The sequence below is a fragment of the Kribbella sp. NPDC003557 genome (genome assembly GCF_040610805.1).
In the GTDB taxonomy this organism is placed as follows: domain Bacteria; phylum Actinomycetota; class Actinomycetes; order Propionibacteriales; family Kribbellaceae; genus Kribbella.
The window spans coordinates 408,468-433,584 of record NZ_JBEXMY010000007.1; the positions used below are offsets into that span (position 1 = coordinate 408,468).

The window sequence follows — 25,117 nt, forward strand, 5'->3', positions numbered from 1 at the left end:
GTGGCGAAGGCGAAGTTCGAGCGGACTAAGCCGCACGTCAACATCGGCACCATCGGTCACATCGACCACGGTAAGACCACTCTTACCGCGGCGATCACCAAGGTGCTGCACGACAAGTACCCGGACCTCAACGAGGCGTCGGCGTTCGATCAGATCGACAAGGCGCCGGAAGAGCGCCAGCGCGGTATCACCATCTCGATCGCGCACGTCGAGTACCAGACCGAGGCCCGGCACTACGCCCACGTCGACTGCCCGGGGCACGCGGACTACATCAAGAACATGATCACCGGTGCGGCTCAGATGGACGGCGCGATCCTGGTCGTCGCCGCCACCGACGGCCCGATGCCGCAGACGCGTGAGCACGTGCTGCTCGCCCGTCAGGTCGGCGTGCCGGCGATGGTCGTCGCCCTGAACAAGTGCGACATGGTCGACGACGAGGAGATCCTGGAGCTCGTCGAGCTCGAGGTCCGCGAGCTGCTCTCGGAGCAGGAGTTCGACGGCGACAACGCGCCGATCGTGCGGGTTGCCGCGCACCCGGCGCTGCAGGGTGACGCCAAGTGGGGCGAGTCGATCATCGAGCTGATGAACGCCGTCGACGAGTACATCCCGCAGCCGGAGCGCGAGATCGACAAGCCGTTCCTGATGCCGGTGGAGGACGTCTTCACCATCACGGGTCGCGGCACGGTCATCACCGGCCGGATCGAGCGCGGTGTCATCAAGGTCAACGAGACCGTCGACATCGTCGGCATCCGCCCGGAGAAGCAGACCACCACGGTCACCGGTATCGAGATGTTCCGCAAGCTGCTCGACGAGGGCCAGGCCGGTGAGAACGTCGGTCTGCTGCTTCGTGGCACCAAGCGCGAGGACGTCGAGCGCGGCATGGTCGTCATCAAGCCGGGCACCACGACCCCGCACACGAACTTCGAGGCGTCGGTCTACATCCTGTCGAAGGAGGAGGGCGGCCGTCACACGCCGTTCTTCCAGAACTACCGCCCGCAGTTCTACTTCCGCACGACCGACGTCACCGGTGTCGTCACGCTGCCCGAGGGCACCGAGATGGTCATGCCGGGCGACAACACCGACATGACGGTCGAGCTGATCCAGCCGATCGCCATGGAGGACGGTCTGAAGTTCGCGATCCGTGAAGGTGGCCGCACCGTCGGCGCCGGCCGGGTCACCAAGATCGTCAAGTGATCTCACGAGGTCCGCGAGGGCTCGCACTCTGAGCCCCCGCGGACCTCTGCTTTGCGCCTGATCCGGCGCTCAGGTGGTACCGGATCAGGCGTGAAGCCACCCGATTGGCGTTCCGGCGCCGATCTCTGGCACAATATTCAGGTTGCTCAGGCGAGGCCGCCGGGGCGCGTCCCAGATCTTCTTGATCTGGCTGGTGCGCCGGACCGGAGACCATGCCGAGGTTCCGGTCCGAGACCGGGCCCCGATCTCCTCCCAGGGTCGAAGAAGCGGTGAGTCACGCGCGTGCTGCGAGCGCGACACACCCGACCGCGGGGGTCGGAGCAACGCAACGGAAGACGATAGAGAAGGACGAAGCGAAGCGATGGCGGGACAGAAGATCCGCATCCGGCTGAAGGCCTACGACCACGAGGTCATCGACAGCTCGGCACGCAAGATTGTCGACACGGTGACGCGTACTGGTGCGAAGGTTGCTGGCCCGGTGCCGTTGCCGACGGAAAAGAACGTGTTCTGCGTCATCCGCTCGCCGCACAAGTACAAGGACAGCCGCGAGCACTTCGAGATGCGCACCCACAAGCGGCTCATCGACATCATCGACCCCACGCCGAAGACCGTCGACTCGCTGATGCGTCTCGACCTGCCGGCCGGCGTCGACATCGAGATCAAGCTCTGAGGGACGCGGAAAGACCTATGAGCACTGTGAAGAACACGCGCGGTCTGCTGGGCACCAAGCTCGGCATGACCCAGACCTGGGACGAGAACAACCGAGTCGTCCCCGTCACCGTGATCCAGGCCGGCCCGTGCGTCGTCACCGGCGTCCGCACCTCGGACCGTGACGGCTACGACGGTGTCCAGATCGCCTTCGGCGACATCGACCCGCGCAAGGTGACCAAGCCCCTGCGCGGCCACTTCGACAAGGCCGGCGTGACGCCGCGGCGGCACCTGCTCGAGCTGCGCACCGCCGACGCGAGTGAGTACGCGCTGGGCCAGGAGCTGAAGGCCGAGACCTTCGAGGCCGGCGAGCGGGTCGACGTTTCCGCGACCAGCAAGGGCAAGGGTTTCGCCGGTGTCATGAAGCGCCACGGCTTCGGTGGTCTGCGGGCCACCCACGGTGTGCACAAGAAGCACCGTTCGCCGGGCTCCATCGGCGGTTGCGCCACCCCGGGCCGCGTCTTCAAGGGCGTCCGGATGGCCGGTCGGATGGGTAACGAGAACGTCACCACGCAGAACATCTCCGTGCACGCGGTCGACACCGAGCGCGGTCTGATCCTGCTGAAGGGTGCGGTTCCCGGGCCCAAGGGTGGTCTGGTATTGATCCGCAACGCCGCGAAGGGAGCTGCGAAGTGAGCCCCGCATCGAACTCCGTCGACGTCGTCGTCGTGAAGGGCGACAAGGTCAGCAAGAAGGGTTCCGCCGAGCTTCCGGCCGAGCTGTTCGACGTCCAGGTCAACGTGCCGCTGATCCACCAGGTCGTGGTGGCCCAGCTGGCCGCGGCCCGTCAGGGCACGCACAAGGCGAAGACCCGGGGCGAGGTGTCCGGCGGTGGCGCCAAGCCGTACCGCCAGAAGGGCACCGGTCGCGCCCGTCAGGGTTCGACCCGCGCGCCGCAGTTCACCGGCGGTGGCGTCGTCCACGGCCCGGTGCCGCGTGACTACAGCCAGCGGACCCCGAAGAAGATGATCGCCGCCGCGCTCCGCGGCTCGCTGTCGGACCGGGCCCGTGACGGCCGCGTGTTCGTCGTCGAGAGCTTCGTGGACGGCGACAAGCCGTCCACCAAGTCGGCGCTCAAGGTGCTCGGCGAGGTCACCGACCCGGGCAAGGCGCTGGTCGTCGTCGACCGCGCCGACGAGCTCACCTGGCTGAGCCTGCGCAACGTGCAGCACGTGCACCTGATCGCGGCCGACCAGCTGAACGCGTACGACGTGCTGTGCAGCGACGCGGTGGTGTTCACCAAGAGCGCCCTCGACTCGTTCGTCGCCGGTGCGCCCAAGGGCAAGTCCGTCAAGGCCGTCGCCACGTCGACTGAGGCCGAGGAGGTAGAGGCATGAGCCACGGAGTCAACAAGGACCCGCGTGACGTGCTGATCCGGCCGGTCGTGAGCGAGAAGAGCTACGGCCTGCTGGACGAGCAGAAGTACACGTTCGAGGTCGCCCCGAACGCCAACAAGACCGAGATCAAGCTCGCGGTCGAGAAGGTGTTCAAGGTCAAGGTCAGCGACGTCAACACCCTGAACCGCAAGGGCAAGCGCCGCCGGACCCGGTCCGGGTTCGGCAAGCGCCCGGACACCAAGCGGGCGATCGTGACCCTCAAGGGCGACGACCGCATCGATATCTTCGGAGGCCAGTCGTAATGGGAATCCGCAAGTACAAGCCGACGACGCCGGGCCGCCGTGGCTCGAGCGTGGCCGACTTCGTCGAGCTCACCCGTTCGACCCCCGAGAAGTCGCTGCTGCGTCCGCTGCCGAAGAAGGGCGGCCGGAACAACTCCGGCAAGATCACCACCCGGCACCACGGTGGCGGCCACAAGCGGGCGTACCGGCTGATCGACTTCAAGCGGTACGACAAGGACGGCGTGCCGGCCAAGGTCGCGCACATCGAGTACGACCCGAACCGGACCGCGCGGATCGCGCTGCTGCACTACGTGGACGGCGAGAAGCGCTACATCCTCGCCCCGTCCAACCTGCGCCAGGGCACGATCGTCGAGAACGGCCCGGCCGCGGACATCAAGATCGGCAACAACCTGCCGCTGCGCAACATCCCGGTCGGCTCCACGGTGCACGCCGTCGAGCTGCGCCCGGGTGGTGGCGCCAAGATGGGCCGCTCGGCCGGTGCCAGCATTCAGCTGGTCGCGAAGGAAGGCCGGATGGCCACCCTGCGGATGCCGTCCGGCGAGGTCCGGATGGTCGACGTGCGCTGCCGCGCCACCCTCGGTGAGGTCGGCAACGGCGAGCAGTCGAACATCAACTGGGGCAAGGCGGGCCGGATGCGCTGGAAGGGCAAGCGCCCGACCGTCCGCGGTGTCGCGATGAACCCGGTCGACCACCCGCACGGTGGTGGTGAGGGTAAGACCTCGGGTGGTCGCCACCCGGTGTCCCCGTGGGGCCAGCCGGAAGGCCGGACCCGCACCCGCAAGGAAAGCGACCGCATGATCGTCCGGCGCCGCAAGGCCGGCAAGAAGCGCTGATAGGGAGCCGGCCAAATGCCACGCAGCCTCAAGAAGGGCCCGTTCGTCGACCACCACCTGGCCAAGAAGGTGGAGGTGCAGAACGAGAAGGGCACCAAGAACGTCATCAAGACCTGGTCCCGCCGATCGATGATCGTGCCGGACATGATCGGCCACACGATTGCGGTGCACGACGGCCGCAAGCACGTGCCGGTGTTCGTGACGGACGCGATGGTCGGGCACAAGCTCGGCGAGTTCGCCCCGACCCGGACGTTCAAGGGTCACGAGAAGGACGACCGGAAGTCACGGCGTCGCTGATCCCACCGGGATCCAGTGACGAAGCGAAAGCAACCTACGGAGAGATTCGAACATCATGAGCGTTCAAGAGCGTAGGGCGATCAGCGCCCGTCGCGAGAGCCTGCTGGGCGAGCAGCCCGGGGCCTTCGCGGTCGCGCGCTTCGTCCGCGTGACGCCGATGAAGGCGCGCCGCGTGGCCGACCTGGTGCGCGGTGTCGGCGTCGACGACGCACTCGCCACTCTGAAGTTCGCCCCGCAGGCCGCTGCCGCGACCGTGTACAAGGTCGTCGACAGCGCCGCGGCGAACGCCGAGGGCACCGAGCACCTGAGCCGGGCCGATCTGATCGTGTCCAAGATCCTGGTCGACGAGGGACCGACGCTGAAGCGTCACCGCCCGCGCGCCCAGGGCCGGGCCACCCGGATCGACAAGCGGACCAGCCACATCACCGTCGTGGTCGAGCCGCGGGTCACCGACGAGCCCGTCGAGAAGGCACCGGCCAAGAAGGCCGCCGCCAAGAAGACCGCTGACACGGCGGACACGGCCAAGAAGGCTCCGGCGAAGAAGGCGGCCAAGAAGGCCGCCGACAAGCCGGCCGAGGCCGCCGCCGAGAAGCCGGCCAAGAAGGCGACCGCGAAGAAGGCCGCCAAGAAGGCCACCGCTGAGAAGAAGGAGTCCTGACGTGGGACAGAAGGTAAACCCGCACGGGTTCCGTCTCGGCATCAGCACCGACCACAAGAGCCGTTGGTACGCCGACAAGCTGTACAAGGACTACGTGGGCGAGGACGTCAAGATCCGTCGTCTGCTGAGCAAGGGCATGGAGCGCGCCGGTATCTCCCGCGTGGAGATCGAGCGCACCCGTGACCGGGTCCGGGTCGACATCCACACCGCTCGTCCGGGCATCGTCATCGGCCGCCGCGGCGCCGAGGCGGACCGGATCCGGGGCAGCCTGGAGGAGCTCACCGGCAAGCAGGTGCAGCTGAACATCCTCGAGGTGAAGAACTCCGAGGTCGACGCCCAGCTGGTCGCGCAGGGCGTGGCCGAGCAGCTGTCCGGCCGCGTGGCGTTCCGCCGCGCGATGCGCAAGGCGATGCAGACCACCATGCGTGGCGGCGCCCTGGGCATCCGGATCCAGTGCTCCGGCCGGCTCGGTGGCGCGGAGATGTCGCGGTCGGAGTTCTACCGCGAGGGCCGCGTCCCGCTGCACACGCTGCGGGCCGACATCGACTACGGCTTCTACGAGGCCCGGACGACCTTCGGCCGGATCGGCGTGAAGGTCTGGATCTACAAGGGCGACGTCGCCGGCACCCGCGCGGAGCGCGAGGCGCAGGCCGCTGCCCGCGCCGCCACCCAGCAGCGTGGCCGTCCGGCCCGCCGCGACGGCGGCGACCGCGGTGACCGTGGCGGACGCGGCGGTGACCGTGGCGGTCGCGGTGACCGTGGCGGTCGCGGTGGCGACCGGCGCGACGACGCGCGCAACAACAACGCGGCCCCGGCCGCCGAGACCAGTGCCCCGGCGGCCGACAAGCCTGCCGAGACGACCGGAACGGAGAGCTGAACGATGCTCATCCCCCGCAAGGTCAAGCACCGCAAGCAGCACCACCCGAAGCGCTCCGGCGCGGCCAAGGGTGGCACGACGCTCGCCTTCGGTGACTTCGGCATCCAGGCGCTGGAGAGCCACTACGTCACCAACCGGCAGATCGAGTCCGCGCGTATCGCGATGACCCGGCACATCAAGCGTGGCGGCAAGGTGTGGATCAACATCTACCCGGACCGTCCGCTGACCAAGAAGCCGGCCGAGACCCGGATGGGTTCCGGTAAGGGTTCGCCGGAATGGTGGATCGCCAACGTGAAGGCCGGTCGCGTGATGTTCGAGCTCTCCGGTGTTCCGGAGGACATCGCTCGCGAGGCGATGCGCCGCGCGATCCACAAGTTGCCGATGAAGTGCCGCTTCATCACCCGAGAGGCAGGTGAGAACTGATGGCTACCCTGACCGCCGCCGAGCTGCGGAACCTGGGCCGGGACGAGTTGCTGACGAAGCTCGGTGAAGCCAAGGAGGAGCTGTTCAACCTCCGGTTCCAGGCTGCCACGGGCCAGCTGGAGTCCCACGGCCGGCTGCGCGCCGTCCGCAAGGACATCGCCCGCATCTACACGGTGCTGTCGGAGCGTGCGCTCGGCATCACCGAGGAGGTCGACGCCCCGGTCGAGGCCGAGGCTGTCGCCGACGAAGCTGCGGACGACAGTGAGAAGGCCAACGCATGACCGAGAACGCGAAGGACGAGACCGTGAGCACGACCACCGAGGCGCGAGGCCGCCGGAAGACCCGTGAGGGCCTGGTGCTGAGCGACAAGATGGACAAGACCGTCGTGGTTGAGGTCGAGGACCGGGTCAAGCACAAGCTGTACGGCAAGGTCATCCGGCACACCAGCAAGCTCAAGGCGCACGACGAGCAGAACGCCGCCGGGATCGGCGACCGCGTCCTCCTGATGGAGACCCGGCCGCTGTCGGCGACCAAGCGCTGGCGCGTCGTCGAGATCCTCGAGAAGGCCAAGTAGTTCCCGGCTGCTGCCGGCAACCATTCGAAATTATTCGTTCCGCAAGGCTCGGCACGGCTGAGAACCAGCGAGACAACCAGGAGATCAACAGATGATCCAGCAGGAGTCGCGACTGAAGGTCGCCGACAACACGGGCGCGAAGGAGATCCTTTGCATCCGCGTTCTCGGTGGCTCCGGTCGGCGCTACGCCGGTGTCGGTGACACGATCGTCGCCACCGTCAAGGACGCGATCCCCGGCGGTGGTGTGAAGAAGGGTGACGTCGTCAAGGCGGTCGTCGTGCGGACCGTGAAGGAGCGCCGGCGTCCGGACGGCTCCTACATCCGCTTCGACGAGAACGCCGCGGTGATCCTGAAGGCCGACGGCGAGCCGCGCGGCACCCGTATCTTCGGGCCGGTCGGCCGGGAGCTGCGTGAGAAGCGCTTCATGAAGATCATCTCGCTCGCGCCGGAGGTGCTCTGAGATGGCTACCCAGAAGAAGCTGCACGTGAAGAAGGGTGACCAGGTCCGCGTGATCTCGGGTCGCTCGAAGGGCCTCGAGGGCAAGATCATCCAGGTCTTCCCGAACGACGAGAAGGTCATCGTCGAGGGCGTCAACCGGGTGAAGAAGCACACCAAGGTGCAGCAGGCCCAGCGCGGCGGCACCACCGGTGGCATCGTCACCCAGGAAGCCCCGATCCACGTCTCGAACGTGGCCCTTCTGGTCGAGGTCGAGAAGGACGGCAAGAAGCAGAAGGTGACCACCCGCGTCGGCTACAACCGCGTCGAGGTGCAGAAGCGCCGTCCCGACGGTTCGACGTACACCGGGTACCGGAGCGTCCGGATCGCACGGCGCACCGGCGAGGAGATCTGATGACGACCGCAGTTACCGAAACGAAGGTCCAGCCGCGGCTGAAGACGAAGTACCGCGAGGAGATCGTCGGCAAGCTGCACGAGCAGTTCCAGTACGCGAACGTCATGCAGGTGCCCGGGCTCACCAAGATCGTGGTGAACATGGGTGTCGGCGAGGCGGCGCGCGACTCGAAGCTGATCGAGGGCGCGGTCAAGGACCTGGCCGCGATCACCGGCCAGAAGCCGCAGGTCACCAAGGCCCGCAAGTCGATCGCGCAGTTCAAGCTGCGCGAGGGGATGCCGATCGGCGCCCACGTGACGCTGCGTGGCGACCGGATGTGGGAGTTCCTGGACCGGCTGCTGGCGCTCGCGCTGCCCCGGATCCGCGACTTCCGCGGTCTGTCGGCCAAGCAGTTCGACGGCACCGGGAACTACACCTTCGGTCTGACCGAGCAGGTGATGTTCCACGAGATCAACCAGGACCGGATCGACCGGGTCCGGGGCATGGACATCACCGTGGTGACCACCGCGAAGAACGACGACGAGGGTCGGGCCCTGCTGCGGGCGCTCGGCTTCCCGTTCAAGGAGAACTGACGTGGCGAAGACAGCACTCAAGGTCAAGCAGGCCCGGAAGCCGAAGTTCGCGGTGCGCGCCTACACGCGCTGCCAGCGCTGCGGCCGGCCGAAGGCGGTCTTCCGCAAGTTCGGCCTCTGCCGGATCTGCCTGCGGGAGATGGCGCACCGGGGCGAGCTGCCCGGCGTGACCAAGTCCAGCTGGTGACCGTCTCCACCCCCGAACTTCTCCCCATTCACCACCACCTAGTCACCGTAGGTCGCCGAACGGCGAAACCACGGCGGGAAAGAGGCCCCAGGCCATGACGATGACCGACCCGATCGCAGACATGCTCACGCGTCTGCGGAACGCCAACCAGGCGTACCACGAGTCGACCACGATGCCGTACAGCAAGATCAAGCAGGGCATCGCCGACATCCTTCAGCAGGAGGGCTACATCGCCTCCTACAAGGTCGAGGACCCCAAGGAAGGGGCCGTCGGCAAGACCCTGACCGTCGACCTGAAGTTCGGCCCGAGCCGGGAGCGCTCCATCGCGGGCGTCCGCCGGATCAGCAAGCCGGGCCTGCGGGTCTACGCGAAGTCGACCAACCTGCCCAAGGTCCTCGGTGGCCTGGGCGTCGCGATCATCTCGACGTCCCAGGGACTGCTGACCGACAAGCAGGCCAAGAACAAGGGCGTTGGCGGGGAAGTCCTCGCCTACGTCTGGTGACGAAGAACCGGAAGGAGGACCACTGAAATGTCTCGCATCGGCAAACTCCCGATCTCGGTCCCGTCCGGCGTCGACGTCACGATCGACGGCCAGACGGTCACCGTCAAGGGTCCGAAGGGTCAGCTGTCGCACGTCGTCGCTGAGCCCATCGCGGTGAACCGGGAGGACGACGGCGCCATTGCCGTCACCCGCCCGGACGACCAGCGCAAGAGCAAGGAACTGCACGGCCTGTCCCGCACCCTGATCGCCAACCTGGTCACCGGGGTCACGGACGGCTACGAGAAGAAGCTCGAGATCGTCGGCGTCGGGTACCGCGTCCTGTCCAAGGGACCGACCCAGCTGGAGTTCTCGCTCGGGTACAGCCACACGATCACGGTCGACGCCCCCGAGGGCATCACCTTCAACGTCGAGGCGCCGACCCGGTTCTCGGTCATCGGCATCGACAAGCAGTCCGTCGGTGAGGTCGCCGCCAATATCCGCAAGCTGCGCAAGCCCGAGCCGTACAAGGGCAAGGGTGTGCGGTACGCGGGCGAGCAGGTGCGCCGCAAGGTCGGAAAGGCTGGTAAGTAACCATGGCGATCGGACTGCGTCCGCACAAGCACTCCGCCAAGAAGACGGCCTCCCGGCTGCGTCGGCAGATCCGGGTCCGGAAGAAGATCAACGGCACGGCCGACCGGCCGCGCCTGGTGGTCACCAAGTCGTCGCGGCACCTGTTCGCGCAGGTCATCGACGACGTGGCCGGCAAGACGCTGGTCTCGGCTTCCACCATGGAGGCCGACCTGCGTTCCGCGGAGGCGAACAAGACCGACAAGGCCAAGACCGTCGGCGGGCTGATCGCCGACCGGGCCAAGGCCGCCGGCATCGACTCGGTCGTCTTCGACCGGGCCGGGAACAAGTACCACGGCCGCATCGCGGCCCTGGCCGACGCCGCCCGTGAGGGCGGCCTCGGCTTCTGACAGGCGATCAAGGAAGAAGGTAGTTCGACATGAGCGGAGGCCAGCAGCGTCGCGGAGGCGGCGCCGGTGGTGAGCGCCGTGGCCGCGACGGGGGTCGTGGTCAGCAGGCGGACAAGACCGCCTACATCGAGCGCGTGGTAGCCATCAACCGGGTCGCCAAGGTCGTGAAGGGTGGTCGTCGCTTCAGCTTCACCGCCCTCGTGGTCGTCGGCGACGGTGAAGGCACCGTCGGTGTGGGTTACGGGAAGGCCAAGGAGGTGCCCGCGGCGATCGCCAAGGGTGTCGAGGAGGCCAAGAAGGCGTTCTTCAAGGTGCCGAGGATCCAGGGCACCATCCCGCACCCGGTCCAGGGCGAGAAGGCTGCCGGCGTGGTGCTGCTGCGCCCGGCCGCGCCCGGTACCGGTGTGATCGCGGGTGGCTCGGCGCGCGCCGTCCTGGAGTGCGCCGGGATCCACGACGTGCTCAGCAAGTCGCTGGGTTCTGCGAACTCCATCAACGTGGTGCACGCCACGGTGGAGGCGCTGCGGAGCCTGGAGACCCCGGAGGCCGTGGCCGCGCGCCGTGGCCTGCCGGTCGAGGACGTCGCCCCGGCGGCCCTGCTGAAGGCGCGGGCGGAGGTGGCTTCCTGATGGCACGCCTGAAGGTGACCCAGATCCGTTCGGGCATCGGTGGTAAGCAGAACCAGCGCGACACGCTGCGCACCCTGGGCGTCAAGCGGATCGGCGACACCGCCGTCCACGAGGACCGTCCCGAGGTTCGCGGCATGGTCCGCACGGTTCGCCACCTCATCACCGTCGAGGAGGTCGACTGACATGGCGCTCAAGGTTCATCACCTGCGTCCGGCGCCCGGTGCCAAGACCGCCAAGACCCGCGTGGGTCGTGGTGAGGGCAGCAAGGGCAAGACCGCCGGCCGCGGTACCAAGGGCAGCAAGGCGCGTAACAACATCCCCGAGTGGTTCGAGGGTGGCCAGATGCCGCTGCACATGCGGCTTCCGAAGCTGAAGGGCTTCAAGAGCAGGAACCGGGTGGAGTTCCAGGTCGTTAACCTGGACAAGCTCGGACAACTGTTCCCCGAAGGTGGCGAGGTCGGCGTGGCCGACCTGGTCGCCAAGGGCGCGGTCCGTCGTGGTCAGCCGGTCAAGGTGCTGGGTGACGGCGAACTGACCGTGGCACTGCAGGTCTCGGCGCACAAGTTCTCCAAGTCCGCCACGGACAAGATCCAGGCGGCCGGGGGAACCACGACCGAGGTGTGACACGAGGTCCAGGGCTCGTAACGGGCGGTGCTTGATATCCTGCGCCGGTCGGACGGGCCCTGGTTCGTCTCTTGCCCAGCGGCTTAGCTAGGCCCCTGCCGTGCCCGCGGCAAGGGAAACTTGTGGGAGGACAGGGTGTTAGGCGCCTTTGCCAACGCGTTCAAGACTCCGGACCTGCGCCGGAAGATCTTGTTCGTGCTCTTCATCGTCGTGATCTTCCGGATCGGCTCGGTCGTTCCGGCGCCCGGTGTGAACGTCCAGTCGCTGCACACGTGTATCAAGATCTCGCAGGGTGGCCAGAACGCCAACCTGTACAACTTGATCAACCTGTTCTCCGGCGGCGCACTGCTGCAGCTCGCGATCTTCGCGCTCGGCATCATGCCGTACATCACCGCCAGCATCATTCTGCAGCTGCTCACCGTGGTGATCCCGCGGCTGGAGTCGCTGAAGAAGGAGGGCCAGGCGGGTCAGGCCAAGATCACGCAGTACACCCGGTTCCTGACCGTCGGTCTGGCGATCCTGCAGTCGACCGCGTTCGTGGCGCTCGCCCGGACGCCGGGCCGGCTGTTCCAGGGCTGCAGCGAGCCGCTGCTGTACAAGGACGACTGGTTCACCATCACCGTCATGGTGCTGACCATGACCGCCGGCACCGGCGTGATCATGTGGCTCGGTGAGCTGATCACCGACCGTGGTGTCGGTAACGGTATGTCGATCCTGATCTTCACCCAGATCGTCGCGACCTTCCCGACCCAGCTGTGGAGCATCCGCAAGCAGAAGGGCATCACCACCTTCGTCGTGGTGATCGCGATCGGCCTCGTCATCATGGCGGCGGTCATCTTCATCGAGCAGGCCCAGCGCCGCATCCCGGTCCAGTACGCGAAGCGGATGGTCGGCCGGAAGATGTTCGGCGGCACCTCGACGTACATCCCGCTGAAGGTGAACCAGGCCGGTGTCATCCCGGTCATCTTCGCCTCCAGCCTGCTGTACCTCCCGGTCCTGGTCAGTCAGTTCCAGCAGGGCAAGAGCTGGTCCAACTGGATCCAGGGCAACTTGGTCAAGGGCGACCACCCGATCTACATGGCGACCTACGTCGCTCTGATCATCTTCTTCACGTACTTCTACGTCTCGATCACCTTCAACCCGAAGGAGGTCGCCGACAACATGAAGAAGTACGGCGGCTTCATCCCCGGGATCCGGGCGGGTCGGCCGACCGAGGAATACCTGAAGTACGTGTTGGACCGCATCACGCTGCCCGGCGCGATCTACCTCGCGGTGATCTCGATGATCCCGCTGGTCGCTCTCGTCCTGTTGAACGCGAGCCAGAACTTCCCGTTCGGCGGTACGTCGATCCTGATCATGGTCGGTGTCGGACTCGACACCGTGAAGCAGATCGAGAGTCAGCTGCAGCAGCGAAACTACGAAGGGTTCCTGCGCTGATGAGAATGTTGCTGATGGGTCCGCCCGGGGCGGGCAAGGGCACGCAGGCAAAGGTGCTTGCGGAACGCCTGAATATCCCGGCCGTGTCCACCGGCGACATCTTCCGTGCGAACGTGAAGGACGAGACGCCGCTGGGTGTCGAGGCCAAGCGGTACATGGACGCGGGCGACTACGTCCCGGACGAGGTCACCAACGCGATGGTGCGGGACCGGCTGTCCGAGGCCGACGCCGGCGACGGCTTCCTGCTCGACGGGTACCCGCGGACGCTGGCCCAGGTCGGCACGCTGGACGACATCCTGGCCGAGCACGGCCACAAGCTGGACGCGGTGGTGGCGCTGGTCGCCGACATCGACGTGCTGGTGGACCGGATGACGAAGCGGGCGCACATCGAGGGCCGGACGGACGACTCCGAAGAGGTCGTCCGGCACCGTCAGGACGTCTACACCGCCGAGACCAAGCCGCTGCTGCAGGTGTACGCGCAGCGCGGCCTGCTGGTCGAGGTGGACGGCGTCGGTGAGATCGACGAGGTCAGCGAGCGCGTCCTCGCCGCCCTCAAGTCCGTCACGGAGTAAGACAGCACGTGATGTTCAGGGACCGCGGTATCGAGATCAAGACCCGTGAGCAGATTCTGGCGATGCGCCAGGCCGGCCTGGTGGTCGGCCGCACGCTGGAACTGCTCCGCGGGCACGTCCGGGCCGGCATCAGTACGGGCGAGCTGGACGCGATCGCGGAGGACAACATCCGGTCCTCCGGCGCGACGCCGTCGTTCAAGGGGTACCACGGGTTCACCGGCTCGATCTGCGCGTCGGTGAACGACGAGATCGTGCACGGCATCCCGGGCGGCCGGGTGCTGGCCGAGGGTGACCTGATCTCGATCGACTGCGGCGCGATCGTCGACGGCTGGCACGGCGACGCCGCGATCACGGTGCCGGTCGGCGCGGCGGACGCCGAGCTGCTGGAGCTGGCGCGGATCTGCGAGGAGTCGATGTGGCGCGGGTTCGCCGCGGCCCGGCTCGGCGGCAGGCTGTCCGACATCTCGGCCGCGATCGAGGCCCACGTCCGGGCGAACTCGTCGTACGGGATCGTCGAGGACTTCGTCGGGCACGGGATCGGCTCAGCGATGCACCAGCCGCCGAACGTGCCGAACTTCGGCCGCCCCGGCCGCGGCCCGAAGCTGGTCGAGGGGATGGCGCTGGCCGTGGAGCCGATGCTCACGCTCGGCAAGCAGGACAACCACACGCTCGAGGACGACTGGACGGTCGTCACCGACGACGGGCGGTCGGCCGCACACACAGAGCACACGTTCACTCTCACTCCGCAGGGCCCGTGGGTCCTGACCGCCATCGACGGCGGCGAGTCCAAGCTCGCGGAGCTGGGCATCAAGTCCGGCGCCCTGGCCGACTGAAGGACACCCTGGGTCCACCCGTCGGGGGACGCCGGGCGGACCGGAGCTGAGGCACACTTGAGACATGCCTCAGTACCAGCCGCACCAGCGTTTCACCGAAGCCGACCGGGACAAGATCGCCGGGCGGTTGCGGGACGCGTTCGCGGACGGCCGGCTGGACCAGCCCGAGTTCTCGTCGCGGCTCGACCAGCTCTACACCGTGCAGACGTACGGCGAGCTCGAGCCGCTGGTGCGTGACCTGCCCGCGGTCCGGACGTACGAGACGCCGAAGGCGGTGCAGGACAGCAAGCCGGCGCCCGAGCCGGGGAACTTCCCGGAGCGGAAGAAGGACAACCACCCGCACCGCGGCGGGGCGATCGGCGGCTTCACCGGTGTCGTGCTGATCAACGTGGTGATCTGGTTCGTGATCGGGCTGGGCAACGGCGGCCACTGGCCGCACTTCTGGCCGGTCTGGCTGCTGATCCCGTGGGCGATCATCGCCCTCGGCGGCCTCGGCAGGCGCCGTTGACAGCGGCCCCGGTGAGCCGCCGCGTCGCCGGTCCGCGTCTGCGGCCGGATCTGGCCTGGCAGTTGCATCAGGGGGCCGCGATCGTCTACGTGGTCTGGTTCGCCGTGGCGGTACCGCTGGCGATCGCCGGGCTGCTGCTGGAGCCCCGCTGGGTGGGGTGGATGGTGCTGGCCTGGTTCCTGGTGCTGATCGGGTTCACGCTGGCGCTGCGGATCGCCGACGGCCGCCGCAAGCGGGCGTGGGCGGAGGCCGCCGGGCAGCTCGGCTGGCGGGTCAGCGCGTCCGCGGCGGAGCTGCTGGATCGTTGGCCGTTCCCACCGTTCGACGCGGACCCGGACGCCGAGGTCGCCGACGTGACGTCGGGCCGGCACCGCGGCCGGGAGTTCTGGACCGGGCGGTTCCGGCACAAGGTCGGGCGCCGTGAGCTCGGCTTCGACTTCCTCGATCTGCACGTCGACCGCCCGCTGCCGCCGCTGCAGGTGCTGCCCGCGGGGCTGGCGCCGGTCGCGGCGGCGAGTTATCTGCCGCTGCCGTTGACGATCGAGGGCCTGCCGGGGCAGTACCGCTTGTTCAACGGGCGCGAGGACCACGCGCTGGCCGTCCTGCATCCGCGGGTCGTCGAGGCGCTGGCCGACGTACCGGCGTTCGGGTTCAGCTGCGAGGGCCGGCGGTTCGTCGCGATCCTTCCGGCGTACCGCGACGCGACCACCGCCCTCGCGCAACTGGACGCGGCGTGCGACCTGCTGGACCTGATGCCGGAACAGGTCTGGCGCGCGGGCGAACAGTGGGCGGCTACCCAGCCCTGAGCAGTCCGACGAGCGCCGCCAGGTCCTCGCTGCCGTGCCCCGCTGCGACGGCTCGGTCGAGCAGCTCGCCCATCGGGGTCAGCAGTAGTGGATCGATGCCTTGGGCTGTTGCCGTGGTGACCAGGTTCTCGTAGGCAGCTGCCTGCATCGAGAGGTTCGAACCGGCCGTCTCCGCAGGACCGTTGTCGAGATCCCTGGCGATGCGGGGGATGCTGGTGAGCATGGCCGTCAGCCAGGGGGCGAGGAAGCGCTCGGTGAAGGGCCCGGCCGGGACCTTTGCGCTGGCGGCCAGGGCGAGGGCGTGCTGGGCGCCGCCGAACATGCCGTACATCGCGCTCAGCAGCGCGATGTCGTAGAGCGCGGCCAGCCCGGGGTCGGCACCGACGTACTCGGGGCGTGCGAGCACGGACAGGTCGGCGCGGTGAGTGTCGAATGCGTCCGCGGCGCCGCTGTAGAAGATGAAGGCCGCGGGTCCGCCGATCATCGCCGGCACGGCCATGATGCCGCCGTCGACGTACTGCGCTCCCGCGCTCGTGAGCCGCTCCGCGGTGCCGCGGGCCTGGTCAGGCGTGCTGTTGGTGAGGTTGACGATCGTCTTGCCGGTCAGGTCCAAGCCGTCGAGCGTGCTGCGGACGGTGTCGTCGACCAGCAGGCAGACGACGACCAGCGGGCCGGCTGCGATCGCCCCGGCCGCTGTCGTGGCGCGGACGGCTTCGAGTTCGGGGGAGCGACCGGGCGTGCGGTTCCAGACGGTGGTCGGGTGGCCGGCGGCGACGAAGGCCCGGGCGAGGGCGGTTCCCATCGCGCCGAGCCCCAGGACGGTGACAGGTGTCTTCATGCGGTCCACCCTGGAGCTGAAGCTTTAGGATGGACAAGTACCGACTAAATAGTCAGGTACTGACGGAAAGGTAAGTATGCGCCCGTACACCTGTGGCCTGGACGCCGCGGCGGACGTGATCGGCGGGAAGTGGAAGCCGCGCATCCTCTGGGCGCTGCACCACGGGCCGATGCGCTTCGGCGAGCTGCGCCGGGAGATCGCCGGCGTCACGGAGAAGATGCTGATCCAGCAGCTGCGGGAGCTGGAGTCGCGGGACATCGTCCATCGCGAGGTCTTCCACCAGGTGCCGCCGAAGGTCGAGTACTCACTCACCGAACTCGGGATGTCACTCAACGTGGCTTTGATACCCCTGGATACTTGGGGTGCCGAGCACCTGGCGGAGCTGGAGAGTACCCGCTGAGGGCTCAATTGGGTTCCATCGCGTGCGTGGCGTACACTTTTTCCTTGGCTCTTTGTAGCCATAGCCAGTCACGTCTACAGAAGTGCGAGGACATGCCCAAAAAAGAGGGAGTAATCGAACTCGAGGGCACCATCGTCGAGGCCCTGCCGAACGCGATGTTCCGTGTTGAGCTGTCCAACGGGCACAAGGTGCTCGCGCACATCAGCGGCAAGATGAGGCAGCACTACATCCGGATCCTCCCCGAGGACCGGGTCGTCGTGGAGCTGTCGCCGTACGACCTCACCCGGGGTCGCATCGTCTATCGGTACAAGTAAGACCCACCAACACCTGTCGAAGAAAGTAGCTCGATGAAGGTCAATCCGAGCGTCAAGAAGATCTGCGACAAGTGCAAGGTGATCCGCCGTCACGGCCGGGTCATGGTGATCTGCGAGAACCCGCGGCACAAGCAGCGGCAGGGCTGACCGGCCCAACGCAGGAACACGGCACTTTCGCACCACAGCGCGCATGCTCGTCCGGGATCCGTCCCGGACGTCGCCCCCGGAACAGAGGCCGGGGCCTTGCCGGTGAACACACAACTCACCGAGGCGGGCAAGGACGCAGCGCGCCACCACACCTCTGCTGACGAAAGGAACACCGCCACATGGCACGCCTCGTAGGAGTCGACCTGCCGCGCGACAAGCGCATCGAGGTCGCCCTCACGTACATCTTCGGTGTGGGCCGCACGCGCGCCCAGGAAACGCTGAAGAACACCGGGGTCTCCCCGGACAAGCGCGTCCACGAGCTGGGCGACGACGAGCTGGTCAAGCTCCGGGACTGGATCGAAGGCAACTACAAGATCGAAGGTGACCTCCGTCGCGAGGTGACCGCGGACATCCGCCGCAAGATCGAGATCGGGTCGTACCAGGGTCGCCGGCACCGCAGCGGGCTTCCGGTGCGCGGTCAGCGCACGCGGACCAACGCCCGTAGCCGCAAGGGTCGCCGTAAGGCGATCGCCGGCAAGAAGAAGAAGTGACCCGGATGACTGTCGACCACCCCAGGAGCAACTGACCTATGCCTCCCAAGAGCCGCACCGCGGCCGGCGCGAAGAAGGTGCGCCGCAAGGAGAAGAAGAACGTGGCCGCCGGCCACGCGCACATCAAGAGCACGTTCAACAACACGATCGTGACGATCACCGACCCGACCGGCGCGGTCATCTCGTGGGCCTCCGCGGGCACCGTCGGCTTCAAGGGTTCGCGCAAGTCGACCCCGTTCGCCGCGCAGATGGCCGCCGAGGCCGCCGGGCGCCGGGCGATGGAGCACGGCATGCGCAAGATCGACGTGTTCGTCAAGGGTCCCGGCTCCGGCCGTGAGACCGCGATCCGTTCGCTGGGTGCGGTCGGCCTCGAGGTCGGCACCATCCAGGACGTCACCCCTGTCGCCCACAACGGCTGCCGGCCGCCCAAGCGGCGCCGGGTCTGACCCAGAGAGAGGAAGGTAGCGAACCATGGCCCGTTACACCGGACCTATGACCAAGAAGTCGCGCCGTCTCGGGGTCGACCTCGTCGGTGGCGACAAGGCGTTCGAGCGTCGTCCGTACCCGCCGGGTATGCACGGCCGCGGCCGCCCGAAGGAGAGCGAGTACCTGCTCCAGCTGCGCGAGAAGCAGAAGGCGCGTTACTCGTACGGCGTTCTCGAGAAGCAGTTCCGCCGGTACTACGAGGAGGCCTCGCGGCGCTCCGGCAAGACCGGTGACAACCTGCTGCAGATCCTGGAGTCCCGGCTGGACAACGTGGTGTACCGCTCCGGTCTCGCCCGGACCCGCCGCCAGGCCCGCCAGCTCGTCGTCCACGGTCACTTCACCGTGAACGGCATCAAGGTGAACATCCCGTCGTACCGCGTCTCGGCGCACGACATCATCGATGTCAAGCCGAAGTCGGTCGAGACGACGCCGTTCATCATCGCCCGGGAGACGCACTCCGAGCGCGTCGTCCCGGCCTGGCTCGAGGTGATGCCGGAGCGTCTGCGGATCCTCGTCCACCAGCTGCCGACCCGGCAGCAGATCGACACCCAGGTCGCCGAGCACCTGATCGTCGAGCTCTACTCGAAGAACTGACCCGGTTCCGGCCGGTGGCCCCCGGGCTGCCGGCCGGATCGGTGTGTTCTTCACCCCTCGCGACCTCAAATAGTGGTCGTCGCGACAGAGAAGGAACAAGAAGTTGCTTATCGCACAGCGCCCCACCCTGACCGAAGAGGTCGTCGACGAGTACCGCTCGCGGTTCGTGATCGAGCCGCTGGAGCCGGGCTTCGGTTACACCCTCGGCAACTCGATCCGCCGGACCCTGCTGTCCTCCATCCCGGGGGCGGCCGTCACCAGCATCAAGATCGACGGTGTCCTGCACGAGTTCTCGACCGTTGCCGGGGTCAAGGAAGACGCCACCCAGCTGATCCTGAACCTGAAGGACCTGGTCGTCTCCTCCGAGCACGACGAGCCGGTCACCATGTACCTGCGCAAGCAGGGCCCCGGTGACGTCACCGCCGCCGACATCGCGCCGCCGGCCGGTGTCGAGGTGCACAACCCGGACCTGAAGATCGCCACCCTGAACGAGAAGGGCCGGCTCGAGATGGAGCTGGTCGTCGAGCGGGGCCGCGGTTACGTGTCGGCCGTCCAGAACAAGTCCGCCGACGCGGAGATCGGCCGGATGCCGGTCGACTCGATCTACTCGCCGGTGCTCAAGGTCACCTACAAGGTCGAGGCCACCCGTGTCGAGCAGCGCACCGACTTCGACCGCCTCGTGGTCGACGTCGAGACCAAGCCGTCGATGCTGCCCCGCGACGCCGTCGCGTCGGCCGGTAAGACCCTGGTCGAGCTGTTCGGCCTGGCCCGCGAGCTGAACGTCGAGGCCGAGGGCATCGACATCGGCCCGTCGCCGGTCGACGAGCAGATGGCCGCCGACCTGGCGCTGCCGGTCGAGGACCTGCAGCTGACCGTCCGGTCGTACAACTGCCTGAAGCGCGAGGGCATCCACACCGTGGGTGAGCTGATCTCGCGCAGCGAGCAGGACCTGCTGGACATCCGGAACTTCGGCTCCAAGTCCATCGACGAGGTCAAGCTGAAGCTGGCCGAGATGGGCCTGTCGCTGAAGGACTCCCCGCCCGGGTTCGACCTCCGCGCCGCGTCCGGTGCCTACGGCAACGAGGCGGACGACGAGGACGAGAGCTTCGCCGAGACCGAGCAGTACTGAGCTGACCATGAGGCCCGTCGGGCCGTATCCCCACGGCTCGACGAGCCTGAGATTCCTGGAGTTATGAGATGCCTACCCCCACCAAGGGTGCCCGGCTGGGCGGCAGCCCGGCGCACGAGAAGCTGATCCTCAGCAACCTCGCGACGTCGCTGTTCGAGCACGGCGCCATCACCACCACCGCGGCCAAGGCCAAGCGCCTGCAGCCGCTGGCGGAGCAGATGATCACCAAGGCGAAGCGTGGTGACCTGAACTCGCGCCGCCAGGTGATGAAGCGGATCAAGGACAAGAGCGTCGTGCACGTGCTCTTCACCGAGATCGGCGAGCGGTACGCCGACCGTCCGGGTGGCTACACCCGGATCACCAAGCTCGGCCCGCGCAAGGGCGACAACGCCCCGATGGCGAAGATCGAGCTGGTCGAGGCCCTGGCCGACAGCCCGAAGGCCAAGAAGACCGCCGCCAAGAAGGCCCCGGCCAAGAAGGCGGCCGCCCCGCAGGCCGAGGAGAAGGTCGAGGACGTCCAGGACGAGAAGGTCCAGGACGTCGTCGCCGGCAAGTTCGACAACTCCGCGGCCCCGCTCGAGGACGGCTCCGCGCCCGAGGGCTTCACCGTCAAGGGCAACGAGAACTCGATGAAGTACCACACCACCGAGTCGCCCTGGTACGACCAGACGGTCGCCGAGGTCTGGTTCAAGACCGAGGCCGACGCCGAGGCCGCGGGCTTCGCGAAGGCCGGCGAGTCCGAGGACGACAAGTAACACCCAGCAGTTCGGGCAGGGCCCCCTCACCGCACGGTGAGGGGGCCCTGTTGCGTTAGATTGCCCTGTGGTTGACGGAACTGTGCGCTGGCGGATCGACCTCAGGTATGACGGAGCGGCCTTCCACGGGTGGGCCCGTCAGGAGGGTCTCCGCACTGTGCAGGGTGAGCTCGAGCAGGCGGTCCGCGTCGTACTGCGGCTGCCGGAGCCGGTGACCGTGACCTGTGCGGGCCGGACGGACACGGGCGTGCATGCCCGCGGACAGGTCACCCATGTGGACGTGTACGGCGCTGTGGACCCGCTGAGGCTGCTCAGGGGGCTGAACGGCGTCCTGCCCGCGGATGTGGCTGTCACGGCCGTCACGGCGGCTCCAGAGGGCTTTGACGCCCGGTTCTCCGCCCTGGCGCGGCGGTACGTGTACCGGCTGTGCGACGACCCGGCCGGTTGGGACCCGCTTACCCGGGGACATGTACTGCGGGTGGGCCGCCCGCTGGATGTGGACCGTATGAACGCAGCAGCGGCCGGTCTGCTCGGAGAGCACGACTTCGCGGCGTTCTGCAAGAAGCGGGAGGGTGCCAGCACTGTGCGGGCTCTGCTGGAGTTCTCGTGGCAGCGGACGGGCGTAGGGCAGCTGGAGGGCACAGTGATCGCAGACGCGTTCTGCCACTCGATGGTGCGTGCCCTGGTCGGCTCAATGATCCCCGTGGGCGACGGACGCCGGGACGTCTCGTGGCCCGCCGCAGTGCTGGCAGGCAAGGTGCGGGACTCCGCTGTGTCGGTCCTGCCGGCGCACGGGCTGACACTGGAGGAAGTGCGCTACCCGGCGGACGACGAGCTGGCCGCGCGGGCGTTGCAGGCCCGTCAGGTCAGGGGAGAGGTGCATCAGCGTGGGTGACCACTTCTTCTCGGCGGATCCGCAGTCGGCGGACGTCCGGCGGACCGTCGAGGCCCAGATCTGGGGACGGCCGTACGTCTTCACCACGGCGACCGGGGTGTTCTCCCGGGACCGCCTGGACATCGGTACGTCGGTTCTGCTGCGCTCAGTGGAGCCGCCGGCCGGCGCGGGAACGTTCCTCGACCTGGGGGCCGGCTACGGGCCGATCGCCTGCGCGCTGGCGGTGGAAGCGCCGGAGGCGACCGTGTGGGCGGTCGATGTGAACAACCGGGCGCTGGAGCTCACCGAGCTGAACGCGAAGGCGGCGGGCGTCGCGGACCGGGTCCGTGCCGCACAGCCGGACGACGTCCCCGAGGATGTGCGGTTCGACCAGATCTGGTCGAACCCGGCGATCCACATCGGCAAACCCGAGCTGCACAAGATGCTGCTGCGCTGGCTGGGCCGGCTTGCTCCCGGTGGCGTGGGATGGTTCGTCGTCGGAAAGAACCTGGGCGGCGACTCGCTCCAGCGCTGGATGACCGACCAGGGCTACCCCTGCGAGCGGATCGCCAGCGCGAAGGGCTTCCGGGTACTGCGTGCAACGAACGCGGGTCCGTCCGCGTCCTGAGGGGTATGGAGGCAGTCTTGGCGGCAGCGGAGGTGCGGACGGAGCCGATCGATTTCGAGGCATGGGTCACCGAGAAGGCCGATGCCCTGCTGCGCTTCGCCTACGTCCTCACCGGTGACGCCAACCTGGCCGAGGACGCCGTCCAGGACGCTCTGACCACGGCCTGTGCGCGGTGGGGCCGGGTGAGCCGCGCCGACGACCCCGAGGCGTACGTCAAGCGCATGGTGGTGAACGCGCACATCTCCTGGTGGCGGAGGTTCCGCCGGCGTGAGGCGCCGGTGGACGACCCGGTCCGCACCGCACGAGCCGTCGCGGACGGTACGGCGGCCCGCGCCGAGGCGGATGCCATCTGGGCGTTGTGCGCGACGCTGCCCTACAAGCAGCGGGCAGCCGTCGTCCTGCGCTTCTACGAGGAGCTGTCGTACGCCGAGATCGCCCAGCTGCTGCATTGCGCGGAGGCGACCGCCCGCTCGCACGTGCACCGCGCACTGGCAGCACTGAAGACCACATTGAGCAGCGAACGAGGGACGGAAGGAGCCGAGAATGCCTGAGCACGACCCCGAGCAGGAGCTCGGCGCCAAGATCACCTCGGCCCTGCAGGGGCATGCAGATACGCAGGGGATGCAGACGACAGGTCTGGCGCGAGAGGCGCGTCGACGGGTGCACCGCCGCCGTCAGGCGTGGTCGGTGGCGGCCGCGGCGGTGCTGGTGGCCGCGGCAGTCGGCGGCGTCTGGAACGTGATCGGCAACGACTCGCCGGTCGCCACGAGCAGCAGCGATTCAGCCGGCGAAGGCAAGGCTGCCGCACCGGAGCAGCCCTCACAGGGCATCCGGCCGAACGCGGCGGAGAACACCACCTGCCCGGCCCAGCACCCGATCCAGCAGGCCGCAGCGCCCAGCGACGTACCGGCGAGCATCGGACTCGACCTGAACACCCCGGTGACCGGCCTGCACGCATGCCGCTACAGCACCGGCCAGGGCGGGCTGCTCGGACAGATGGAGTTCGACGCCGCGGTCGCTCAGCAGGTCGTCGACGCGATCAAGGTCCTCCCGGAGCGGAACCCCGACCTACCGGTGTTCAAGTGCGCGCCGCAGGTCAGCAAGCCGTCCGAGGCGATCGTGCTGCGCTTCACCACCGCAGCGGGCGTAAAGGAGATCTGGGTGGTGTACGACGGCTGCACGGACGCCGGCTTCTTCACCGGAACGCACACCTACGGCCTGTACTCGGCACCGCTGAAGCTGTTCATGAAGGACCAGGTCCGGCCGTCCGGCGGCACCTACTTGAGCGCGCTGAAGGACTGGTAGCTCACTCGACGCCGCGGTCCGGCTTCTTGGCCGACCGGATGGACCGCACGTTGTCCGGACGGCCGCCGGGCTCTGCCGGGGGGCCGGTGTGCCGGCTTGGCGCCGTGTGCGACCACAGGAACTGCTGCAGCTTGGCGATCTCCTGCTCGCGTGCGTCCGGGTACAGCTGTTCGGGCAGCTGCTCGTGGTACGCCTGCTCGCGTCCCGCGACCGGCTGCTGCGCCGGCCAGCCGGCGTCGGCCCAGATCTGCCGGACCTCCTCCTCACGGTCCCTGAACGCCTCCAGCGCCGAGTCCGGCAGCTCCGGCGGTTCTACCCCCGGGTGCTCCGCGTTCCAGGACTCGTAGTGGTCCTTGATGGTGTCCAGGTTCGTCTCGAACTCCAGCGCGGTCCATTCCGCCGACCTGTCGCCCCAGCGCTGCTTCAGGCCCGGATCCGTGAGCCGGCTGTACTCCGTCATCGCCAGGCCGCCGAGCCCGCGGCGTAGCGGTCCGGTCAGGTGCTCGCGCAGCTGCGCACGGTGTGCGTCCGGGACGAGGTCACCCACCTGGTGGTCGAGAGCCCGGTCCGCGATCGCGTTGAAGCGCTGTGGCCGCTCGGTGCGCTCGATCAGGTCGCGCAGCTGGTTCACACCCGTGCCGGCGGCGCCTGCCAGCGGGTAGAGCAGCCGGTCGGTGGCCGCCGTGTACGCCGGAAACGCGGGCATGTGGCCGTGCGGCAACGAGTGCTCGGTCAGGTCTTCCGCGATCCGGCCGACGTACTCCTGGGTGAACCGGTCGGCCAGGCCCCGCTCGAGCGCCAGGTCCTCCCACGATCCGTTCGGTGTCGCGCCGGGCGCCGTGTCGTCGCCGAACTCCGACAGCGAGAGCCGGGCCTGGAACACCGCCATCTGGGTCGCGCTCGACGCCGCCCACAGCTCGTCACGGGCCGGTGCGCGCTCCGCCGCGTAGACCGCCCGGGCCGGTTCCAGCACGTGGGTCCGGCTGATCGTCATACTGCCGTCGGTGTGGCAGATCCCACTGGTGTCACCGGGCTGCTCGTACAGCTTCCCGTTCCAGTGCGAGTCCCGGCCGGCGTACTCGGCGGCCTTGGCGACGATCGCCGACACCCATTCGTACTCCCAGGTGCCGGGCAGGATCTCGGGACCGCGCTCGATCACCGGCTGTCCTCCGACAGGGCCGCGATCTGCTCGGCGATCGAGCTGTTCATCAGCAGGACGGCGGCCCGCTGGTCGGGCGTGGCCTGCGGCACCAGTTGCCCGATGCGCTGCAGTGCCTGCTCCAGCTCGGTGATCCGGTCCTGCCCGGAGGCAGCCGACATCATCGCCTCGCCGTACAGCCGCTGCGCCTCGCGATACGCGTCCATCCGCACCTTTCCCTCACCTCAGGACCCTGCCGATCATTCCCGGCCAGAGGG

General features: G+C 68.0%; 40 protein-coding genes and 2 pseudogenes. 39 read left to right on the forward strand and 3 right to left on the reverse strand.

The window, feature by feature from the left end:
• From tuf to ABZW60_RS30390, 27 genes and pseudogenes are all read left to right on the forward strand, one after another.
• Positions 1-1,194, forward strand: coding sequence for an elongation factor Tu (gene tuf, locus ABZW60_RS30260; RefSeq protein ID WP_355482549.1), 1,194 nt, complete (start codon positions 1-3; stop codon positions 1,192-1,194).
• A 361-nt stretch (positions 1,195-1,555) separates the two neighbouring features.
• A complete protein-coding gene (rpsJ, locus tag ABZW60_RS30265) occupies positions 1,556-1,864 on the forward strand; it encodes a 30S ribosomal protein S10 (protein ID WP_012923688.1) in 309 nt (102 codons plus the stop codon).
• A 17-nt stretch (positions 1,865-1,881) separates the two neighbouring features.
• A complete protein-coding gene (rplC, locus tag ABZW60_RS30270; protein WP_355482551.1) occupies positions 1,882-2,538 on the forward strand; it encodes a 50S ribosomal protein L3 in 657 nt (218 codons plus the stop codon).
• 32 nt (positions 2,539-2,570) lie between these two features.
• Positions 2,571-3,239 (forward strand): 50S ribosomal protein L4, encoded by a 669-nt coding sequence (gene rplD / locus ABZW60_RS30275; RefSeq protein ID WP_355483009.1) that lies wholly within the window; start codon positions 2,571-2,573, stop codon positions 3,237-3,239.
• A complete protein-coding gene (rplW, locus tag ABZW60_RS30280; protein WP_355482553.1) occupies positions 3,236-3,541 on the forward strand; it encodes a 50S ribosomal protein L23 in 306 nt (101 codons plus the stop codon). The genes rplD and rplW overlap by 4 nt, the downstream gene beginning before the upstream one ends.
• Positions 3,541-4,374: a 50S ribosomal protein L2 gene (gene rplB / locus ABZW60_RS30285; protein WP_355482555.1), complete on the forward strand. Its 834-nt coding sequence runs from the start codon at positions 3,541-3,543 to the stop codon at positions 4,372-4,374. The genes rplW and rplB overlap by 1 nt, the downstream gene beginning before the upstream one ends.
• A 15-nt stretch (positions 4,375-4,389) precedes the next feature.
• A complete protein-coding gene (gene rpsS / locus ABZW60_RS30290; protein ID WP_130441496.1) occupies positions 4,390-4,671 on the forward strand; it encodes a 30S ribosomal protein S19 in 282 nt (93 codons plus the stop codon).
• Positions 4,672-4,726: 55 nt separating this feature from the next.
• A pseudogene (gene rplV / locus ABZW60_RS30295) lies at positions 4,727-5,194 on the forward strand (50S ribosomal protein L22); the annotation flags it as partial.
• A gap of 136 nt (positions 5,195-5,330) precedes the next feature.
• Positions 5,331-6,206: a 30S ribosomal protein S3 gene (rpsC, locus tag ABZW60_RS30300; protein ID WP_355482557.1), complete on the forward strand. Its 876-nt coding sequence runs from the start codon at positions 5,331-5,333 to the stop codon at positions 6,204-6,206.
• A 3-nt stretch (positions 6,207-6,209) separates the two neighbouring features.
• A complete protein-coding gene (rplP, locus tag ABZW60_RS30305) occupies positions 6,210-6,629 on the forward strand; it encodes a 50S ribosomal protein L16 (RefSeq protein ID WP_132216203.1) in 420 nt (139 codons plus the stop codon).
• Entirely contained in the window at positions 6,629-6,910 is a 282-nt protein-coding gene (gene rpmC / locus ABZW60_RS30310) for a 50S ribosomal protein L29 (RefSeq protein ID WP_355482559.1), read from the forward strand. The genes rplP and rpmC overlap by 1 nt, the downstream gene beginning before the upstream one ends.
• Positions 6,907-7,203 carry a 30S ribosomal protein S17 gene (gene rpsQ / locus ABZW60_RS30315; RefSeq protein WP_355482561.1) on the forward strand — a complete coding sequence of 99 codons (297 nt, stop codon included), beginning with the start codon at positions 6,907-6,909 and terminating at the stop codon, positions 7,201-7,203. The genes rpmC and rpsQ overlap by 4 nt, the downstream gene beginning before the upstream one ends.
• Before the next feature lie 91 nt (positions 7,204-7,294).
• Complete coding sequence (gene rplN / locus ABZW60_RS30320) at positions 7,295-7,663, forward strand: 50S ribosomal protein L14 (RefSeq protein WP_012923677.1); 369 nt, start codon at positions 7,295-7,297, stop codon at positions 7,661-7,663.
• A 1-nt stretch (position 7,664) separates the two neighbouring features.
• Positions 7,665-8,054 (forward strand): 50S ribosomal protein L24, encoded by a 390-nt coding sequence (gene rplX / locus ABZW60_RS30325; RefSeq protein WP_355482563.1) that lies wholly within the window; start codon positions 7,665-7,667, stop codon positions 8,052-8,054.
• On the forward strand, positions 8,054-8,626 hold the full coding sequence (rplE, locus tag ABZW60_RS30330) for a 50S ribosomal protein L5 (protein ID WP_355482565.1): 573 nt from the start codon (positions 8,054-8,056) through the stop codon (positions 8,624-8,626). Before rplX ends, rplE begins: the two co-directional genes overlap by 1 nt.
• 1 nt (position 8,627) lies before the next feature.
• Positions 8,628-8,813, forward strand: coding sequence for a type Z 30S ribosomal protein S14 (locus ABZW60_RS30335; protein ID WP_171674847.1), 186 nt, complete (start codon positions 8,628-8,630; stop codon positions 8,811-8,813).
• Positions 8,814-8,907: 94 nt separating this feature from the next.
• Complete coding sequence (rpsH, locus tag ABZW60_RS30340) at positions 8,908-9,315, forward strand: 30S ribosomal protein S8 (RefSeq protein ID WP_355482567.1); 408 nt, start codon at positions 8,908-8,910, stop codon at positions 9,313-9,315.
• A gap of 27 nt (positions 9,316-9,342) precedes the next feature.
• Positions 9,343-9,885: a 50S ribosomal protein L6 gene (rplF, locus tag ABZW60_RS30345; RefSeq protein ID WP_355482569.1), complete on the forward strand. Its 543-nt coding sequence runs from the start codon at positions 9,343-9,345 to the stop codon at positions 9,883-9,885.
• A 2-nt stretch (positions 9,886-9,887) separates the two neighbouring features.
• Entirely contained in the window at positions 9,888-10,271 is a 384-nt protein-coding gene (rplR, locus tag ABZW60_RS30350; protein ID WP_355482571.1) for a 50S ribosomal protein L18, read from the forward strand.
• A 29-nt stretch (positions 10,272-10,300) separates the two neighbouring features.
• Positions 10,301-10,900, forward strand: coding sequence for a 30S ribosomal protein S5 (rpsE, locus tag ABZW60_RS30355; RefSeq protein ID WP_355482573.1), 600 nt, complete (start codon positions 10,301-10,303; stop codon positions 10,898-10,900).
• Positions 10,900-11,082 (forward strand): 50S ribosomal protein L30, encoded by a 183-nt coding sequence (rpmD, locus tag ABZW60_RS30360; RefSeq protein WP_355482575.1) that lies wholly within the window; start codon positions 10,900-10,902, stop codon positions 11,080-11,082. Before rpsE ends, rpmD begins: the two co-directional genes overlap by 1 nt.
• Position 11,083: 1 nt before the next feature.
• Positions 11,084-11,524 carry a 50S ribosomal protein L15 gene (gene rplO / locus ABZW60_RS30365; RefSeq protein WP_344191671.1) on the forward strand — a complete coding sequence of 147 codons (441 nt, stop codon included), beginning with the start codon at positions 11,084-11,086 and terminating at the stop codon, positions 11,522-11,524.
• 135 nt (positions 11,525-11,659) lie between these two features.
• Complete coding sequence (gene secY / locus ABZW60_RS30370) at positions 11,660-12,961, forward strand: preprotein translocase subunit SecY (protein ID WP_355482576.1); 1,302 nt, start codon at positions 11,660-11,662, stop codon at positions 12,959-12,961.
• Entirely contained in the window at positions 12,961-13,533 is a 573-nt protein-coding gene (locus ABZW60_RS30375) for an adenylate kinase (protein ID WP_355482578.1), read from the forward strand. Before secY ends, ABZW60_RS30375 begins: the two co-directional genes overlap by 1 nt.
• A gap of 8 nt (positions 13,534-13,541) precedes the next feature.
• A complete protein-coding gene (map, locus tag ABZW60_RS30380) occupies positions 13,542-14,366 on the forward strand; it encodes a type I methionyl aminopeptidase (RefSeq protein WP_355482580.1) in 825 nt (274 codons plus the stop codon).
• Positions 14,367-14,430: 64 nt separating this feature from the next.
• Positions 14,431-14,874 carry a DUF1707 domain-containing protein gene (locus tag ABZW60_RS30385; protein WP_355482582.1) on the forward strand — a complete coding sequence of 148 codons (444 nt, stop codon included), beginning with the start codon at positions 14,431-14,433 and terminating at the stop codon, positions 14,872-14,874.
• Between the two features lie 11 nt (positions 14,875-14,885).
• The gene (locus ABZW60_RS30390) at positions 14,886-15,680 is read left to right on the forward strand and encodes a hypothetical protein (RefSeq protein ID WP_355482584.1); all 795 of its coding nucleotides are present in this window, start codon (positions 14,886-14,888) and stop codon (positions 15,678-15,680) included.
• On the opposite strand, the gene ABZW60_RS30395 is transcribed toward ABZW60_RS30390, so the two are convergent.
• The gene (locus ABZW60_RS30395; RefSeq protein WP_355482586.1) at positions 15,667-16,518 is read right to left on the reverse strand and encodes an NAD(P)-binding domain-containing protein; all 852 of its coding nucleotides are present in this window, start codon (positions 16,516-16,518) and stop codon (positions 15,667-15,669) included. The two genes, ABZW60_RS30390 and ABZW60_RS30395, sit on opposite strands and share 14 nt — an antisense overlap.
• A gap of 76 nt (positions 16,519-16,594) precedes the next feature.
• Between ABZW60_RS30395 and ABZW60_RS30400 the strand changes: the two genes are divergently transcribed.
• From ABZW60_RS30400 to ABZW60_RS30455, 12 genes and pseudogenes are all read left to right on the forward strand, one after another.
• Entirely contained in the window at positions 16,595-16,918 is a 324-nt protein-coding gene (locus tag ABZW60_RS30400; protein WP_355482588.1) for a helix-turn-helix domain-containing protein, read from the forward strand.
• Between the two features lie 92 nt (positions 16,919-17,010).
• Positions 17,011-17,232 (forward strand): translation initiation factor IF-1, encoded by a 222-nt coding sequence (gene infA / locus ABZW60_RS30405; protein ID WP_012923661.1) that lies wholly within the window; start codon positions 17,011-17,013, stop codon positions 17,230-17,232.
• A gap of 33 nt (positions 17,233-17,265) precedes the next feature.
• The gene (rpmJ, locus tag ABZW60_RS30410; RefSeq protein ID WP_008361054.1) at positions 17,266-17,379 is read left to right on the forward strand and encodes a 50S ribosomal protein L36; all 114 of its coding nucleotides are present in this window, start codon (positions 17,266-17,268) and stop codon (positions 17,377-17,379) included.
• Between the two features lie 179 nt (positions 17,380-17,558).
• Positions 17,559-17,930, forward strand: coding sequence for a 30S ribosomal protein S13 (gene rpsM, locus ABZW60_RS30415; RefSeq protein WP_141854777.1), 372 nt, complete (start codon positions 17,559-17,561; stop codon positions 17,928-17,930).
• 38 nt (positions 17,931-17,968) lie between these two features.
• Positions 17,969-18,376 (forward strand): 30S ribosomal protein S11, encoded by a 408-nt coding sequence (gene rpsK, locus ABZW60_RS30420; protein ID WP_131286332.1) that lies wholly within the window; start codon positions 17,969-17,971, stop codon positions 18,374-18,376.
• Positions 18,377-18,401: 25 nt separating this feature from the next.
• Positions 18,402-19,010 carry a 30S ribosomal protein S4 gene (gene rpsD / locus ABZW60_RS30425; protein WP_355482591.1) on the forward strand — a complete coding sequence of 203 codons (609 nt, stop codon included), beginning with the start codon at positions 18,402-18,404 and terminating at the stop codon, positions 19,008-19,010.
• Positions 19,011-19,110: 100 nt separating this feature from the next.
• Positions 19,111-20,139 (forward strand): annotated as a pseudogene (locus ABZW60_RS30430) (DNA-directed RNA polymerase subunit alpha); the annotation flags it as partial.
• Between the two features lie 68 nt (positions 20,140-20,207).
• The gene (gene rplQ, locus ABZW60_RS30435; protein ID WP_355482593.1) at positions 20,208-20,894 is read left to right on the forward strand and encodes a 50S ribosomal protein L17; all 687 of its coding nucleotides are present in this window, start codon (positions 20,208-20,210) and stop codon (positions 20,892-20,894) included.
• A gap of 82 nt (positions 20,895-20,976) precedes the next feature.
• Positions 20,977-21,789 (forward strand): tRNA pseudouridine(38-40) synthase TruA, encoded by an 813-nt coding sequence (gene truA, locus ABZW60_RS30440; RefSeq protein WP_355483011.1) that lies wholly within the window; start codon positions 20,977-20,979, stop codon positions 21,787-21,789.
• Positions 21,782-22,396: a methyltransferase gene (locus ABZW60_RS30445; protein WP_355482595.1), complete on the forward strand. Its 615-nt coding sequence runs from the start codon at positions 21,782-21,784 to the stop codon at positions 22,394-22,396. Before truA ends, ABZW60_RS30445 begins: the two co-directional genes overlap by 8 nt.
• Before the next feature lie 17 nt (positions 22,397-22,413).
• Entirely contained in the window at positions 22,414-22,947 is a 534-nt protein-coding gene (locus tag ABZW60_RS30450) for a SigE family RNA polymerase sigma factor (protein WP_355482597.1), read from the forward strand.
• Entirely contained in the window at positions 22,940-23,701 is a 762-nt protein-coding gene (locus ABZW60_RS30455) for a hypothetical protein (RefSeq protein ID WP_355482599.1), read from the forward strand. The genes ABZW60_RS30450 and ABZW60_RS30455 overlap by 8 nt, the downstream gene beginning before the upstream one ends.
• 1 nt (position 23,702) lies before the next feature.
• Here the strand turns inward: ABZW60_RS30455 and ABZW60_RS30460 are convergent, their stop codons facing one another.
• Together ABZW60_RS30460 and ABZW60_RS30465 are read right to left on the reverse strand one after the other, a co-directional pair.
• A complete protein-coding gene (locus tag ABZW60_RS30460) occupies positions 23,703-24,860 on the reverse strand; it encodes a hypothetical protein (RefSeq protein ID WP_355482601.1) in 1,158 nt (385 codons plus the stop codon).
• Positions 24,857-25,066: a hypothetical protein gene (locus ABZW60_RS30465; RefSeq protein WP_355482603.1), complete on the reverse strand. Its 210-nt coding sequence runs from the start codon at positions 25,064-25,066 to the stop codon at positions 24,857-24,859. The genes ABZW60_RS30460 and ABZW60_RS30465 overlap by 4 nt, the downstream gene beginning before the upstream one ends.
• Between the last annotated feature and the right edge of the window lie 51 nt (positions 25,067-25,117).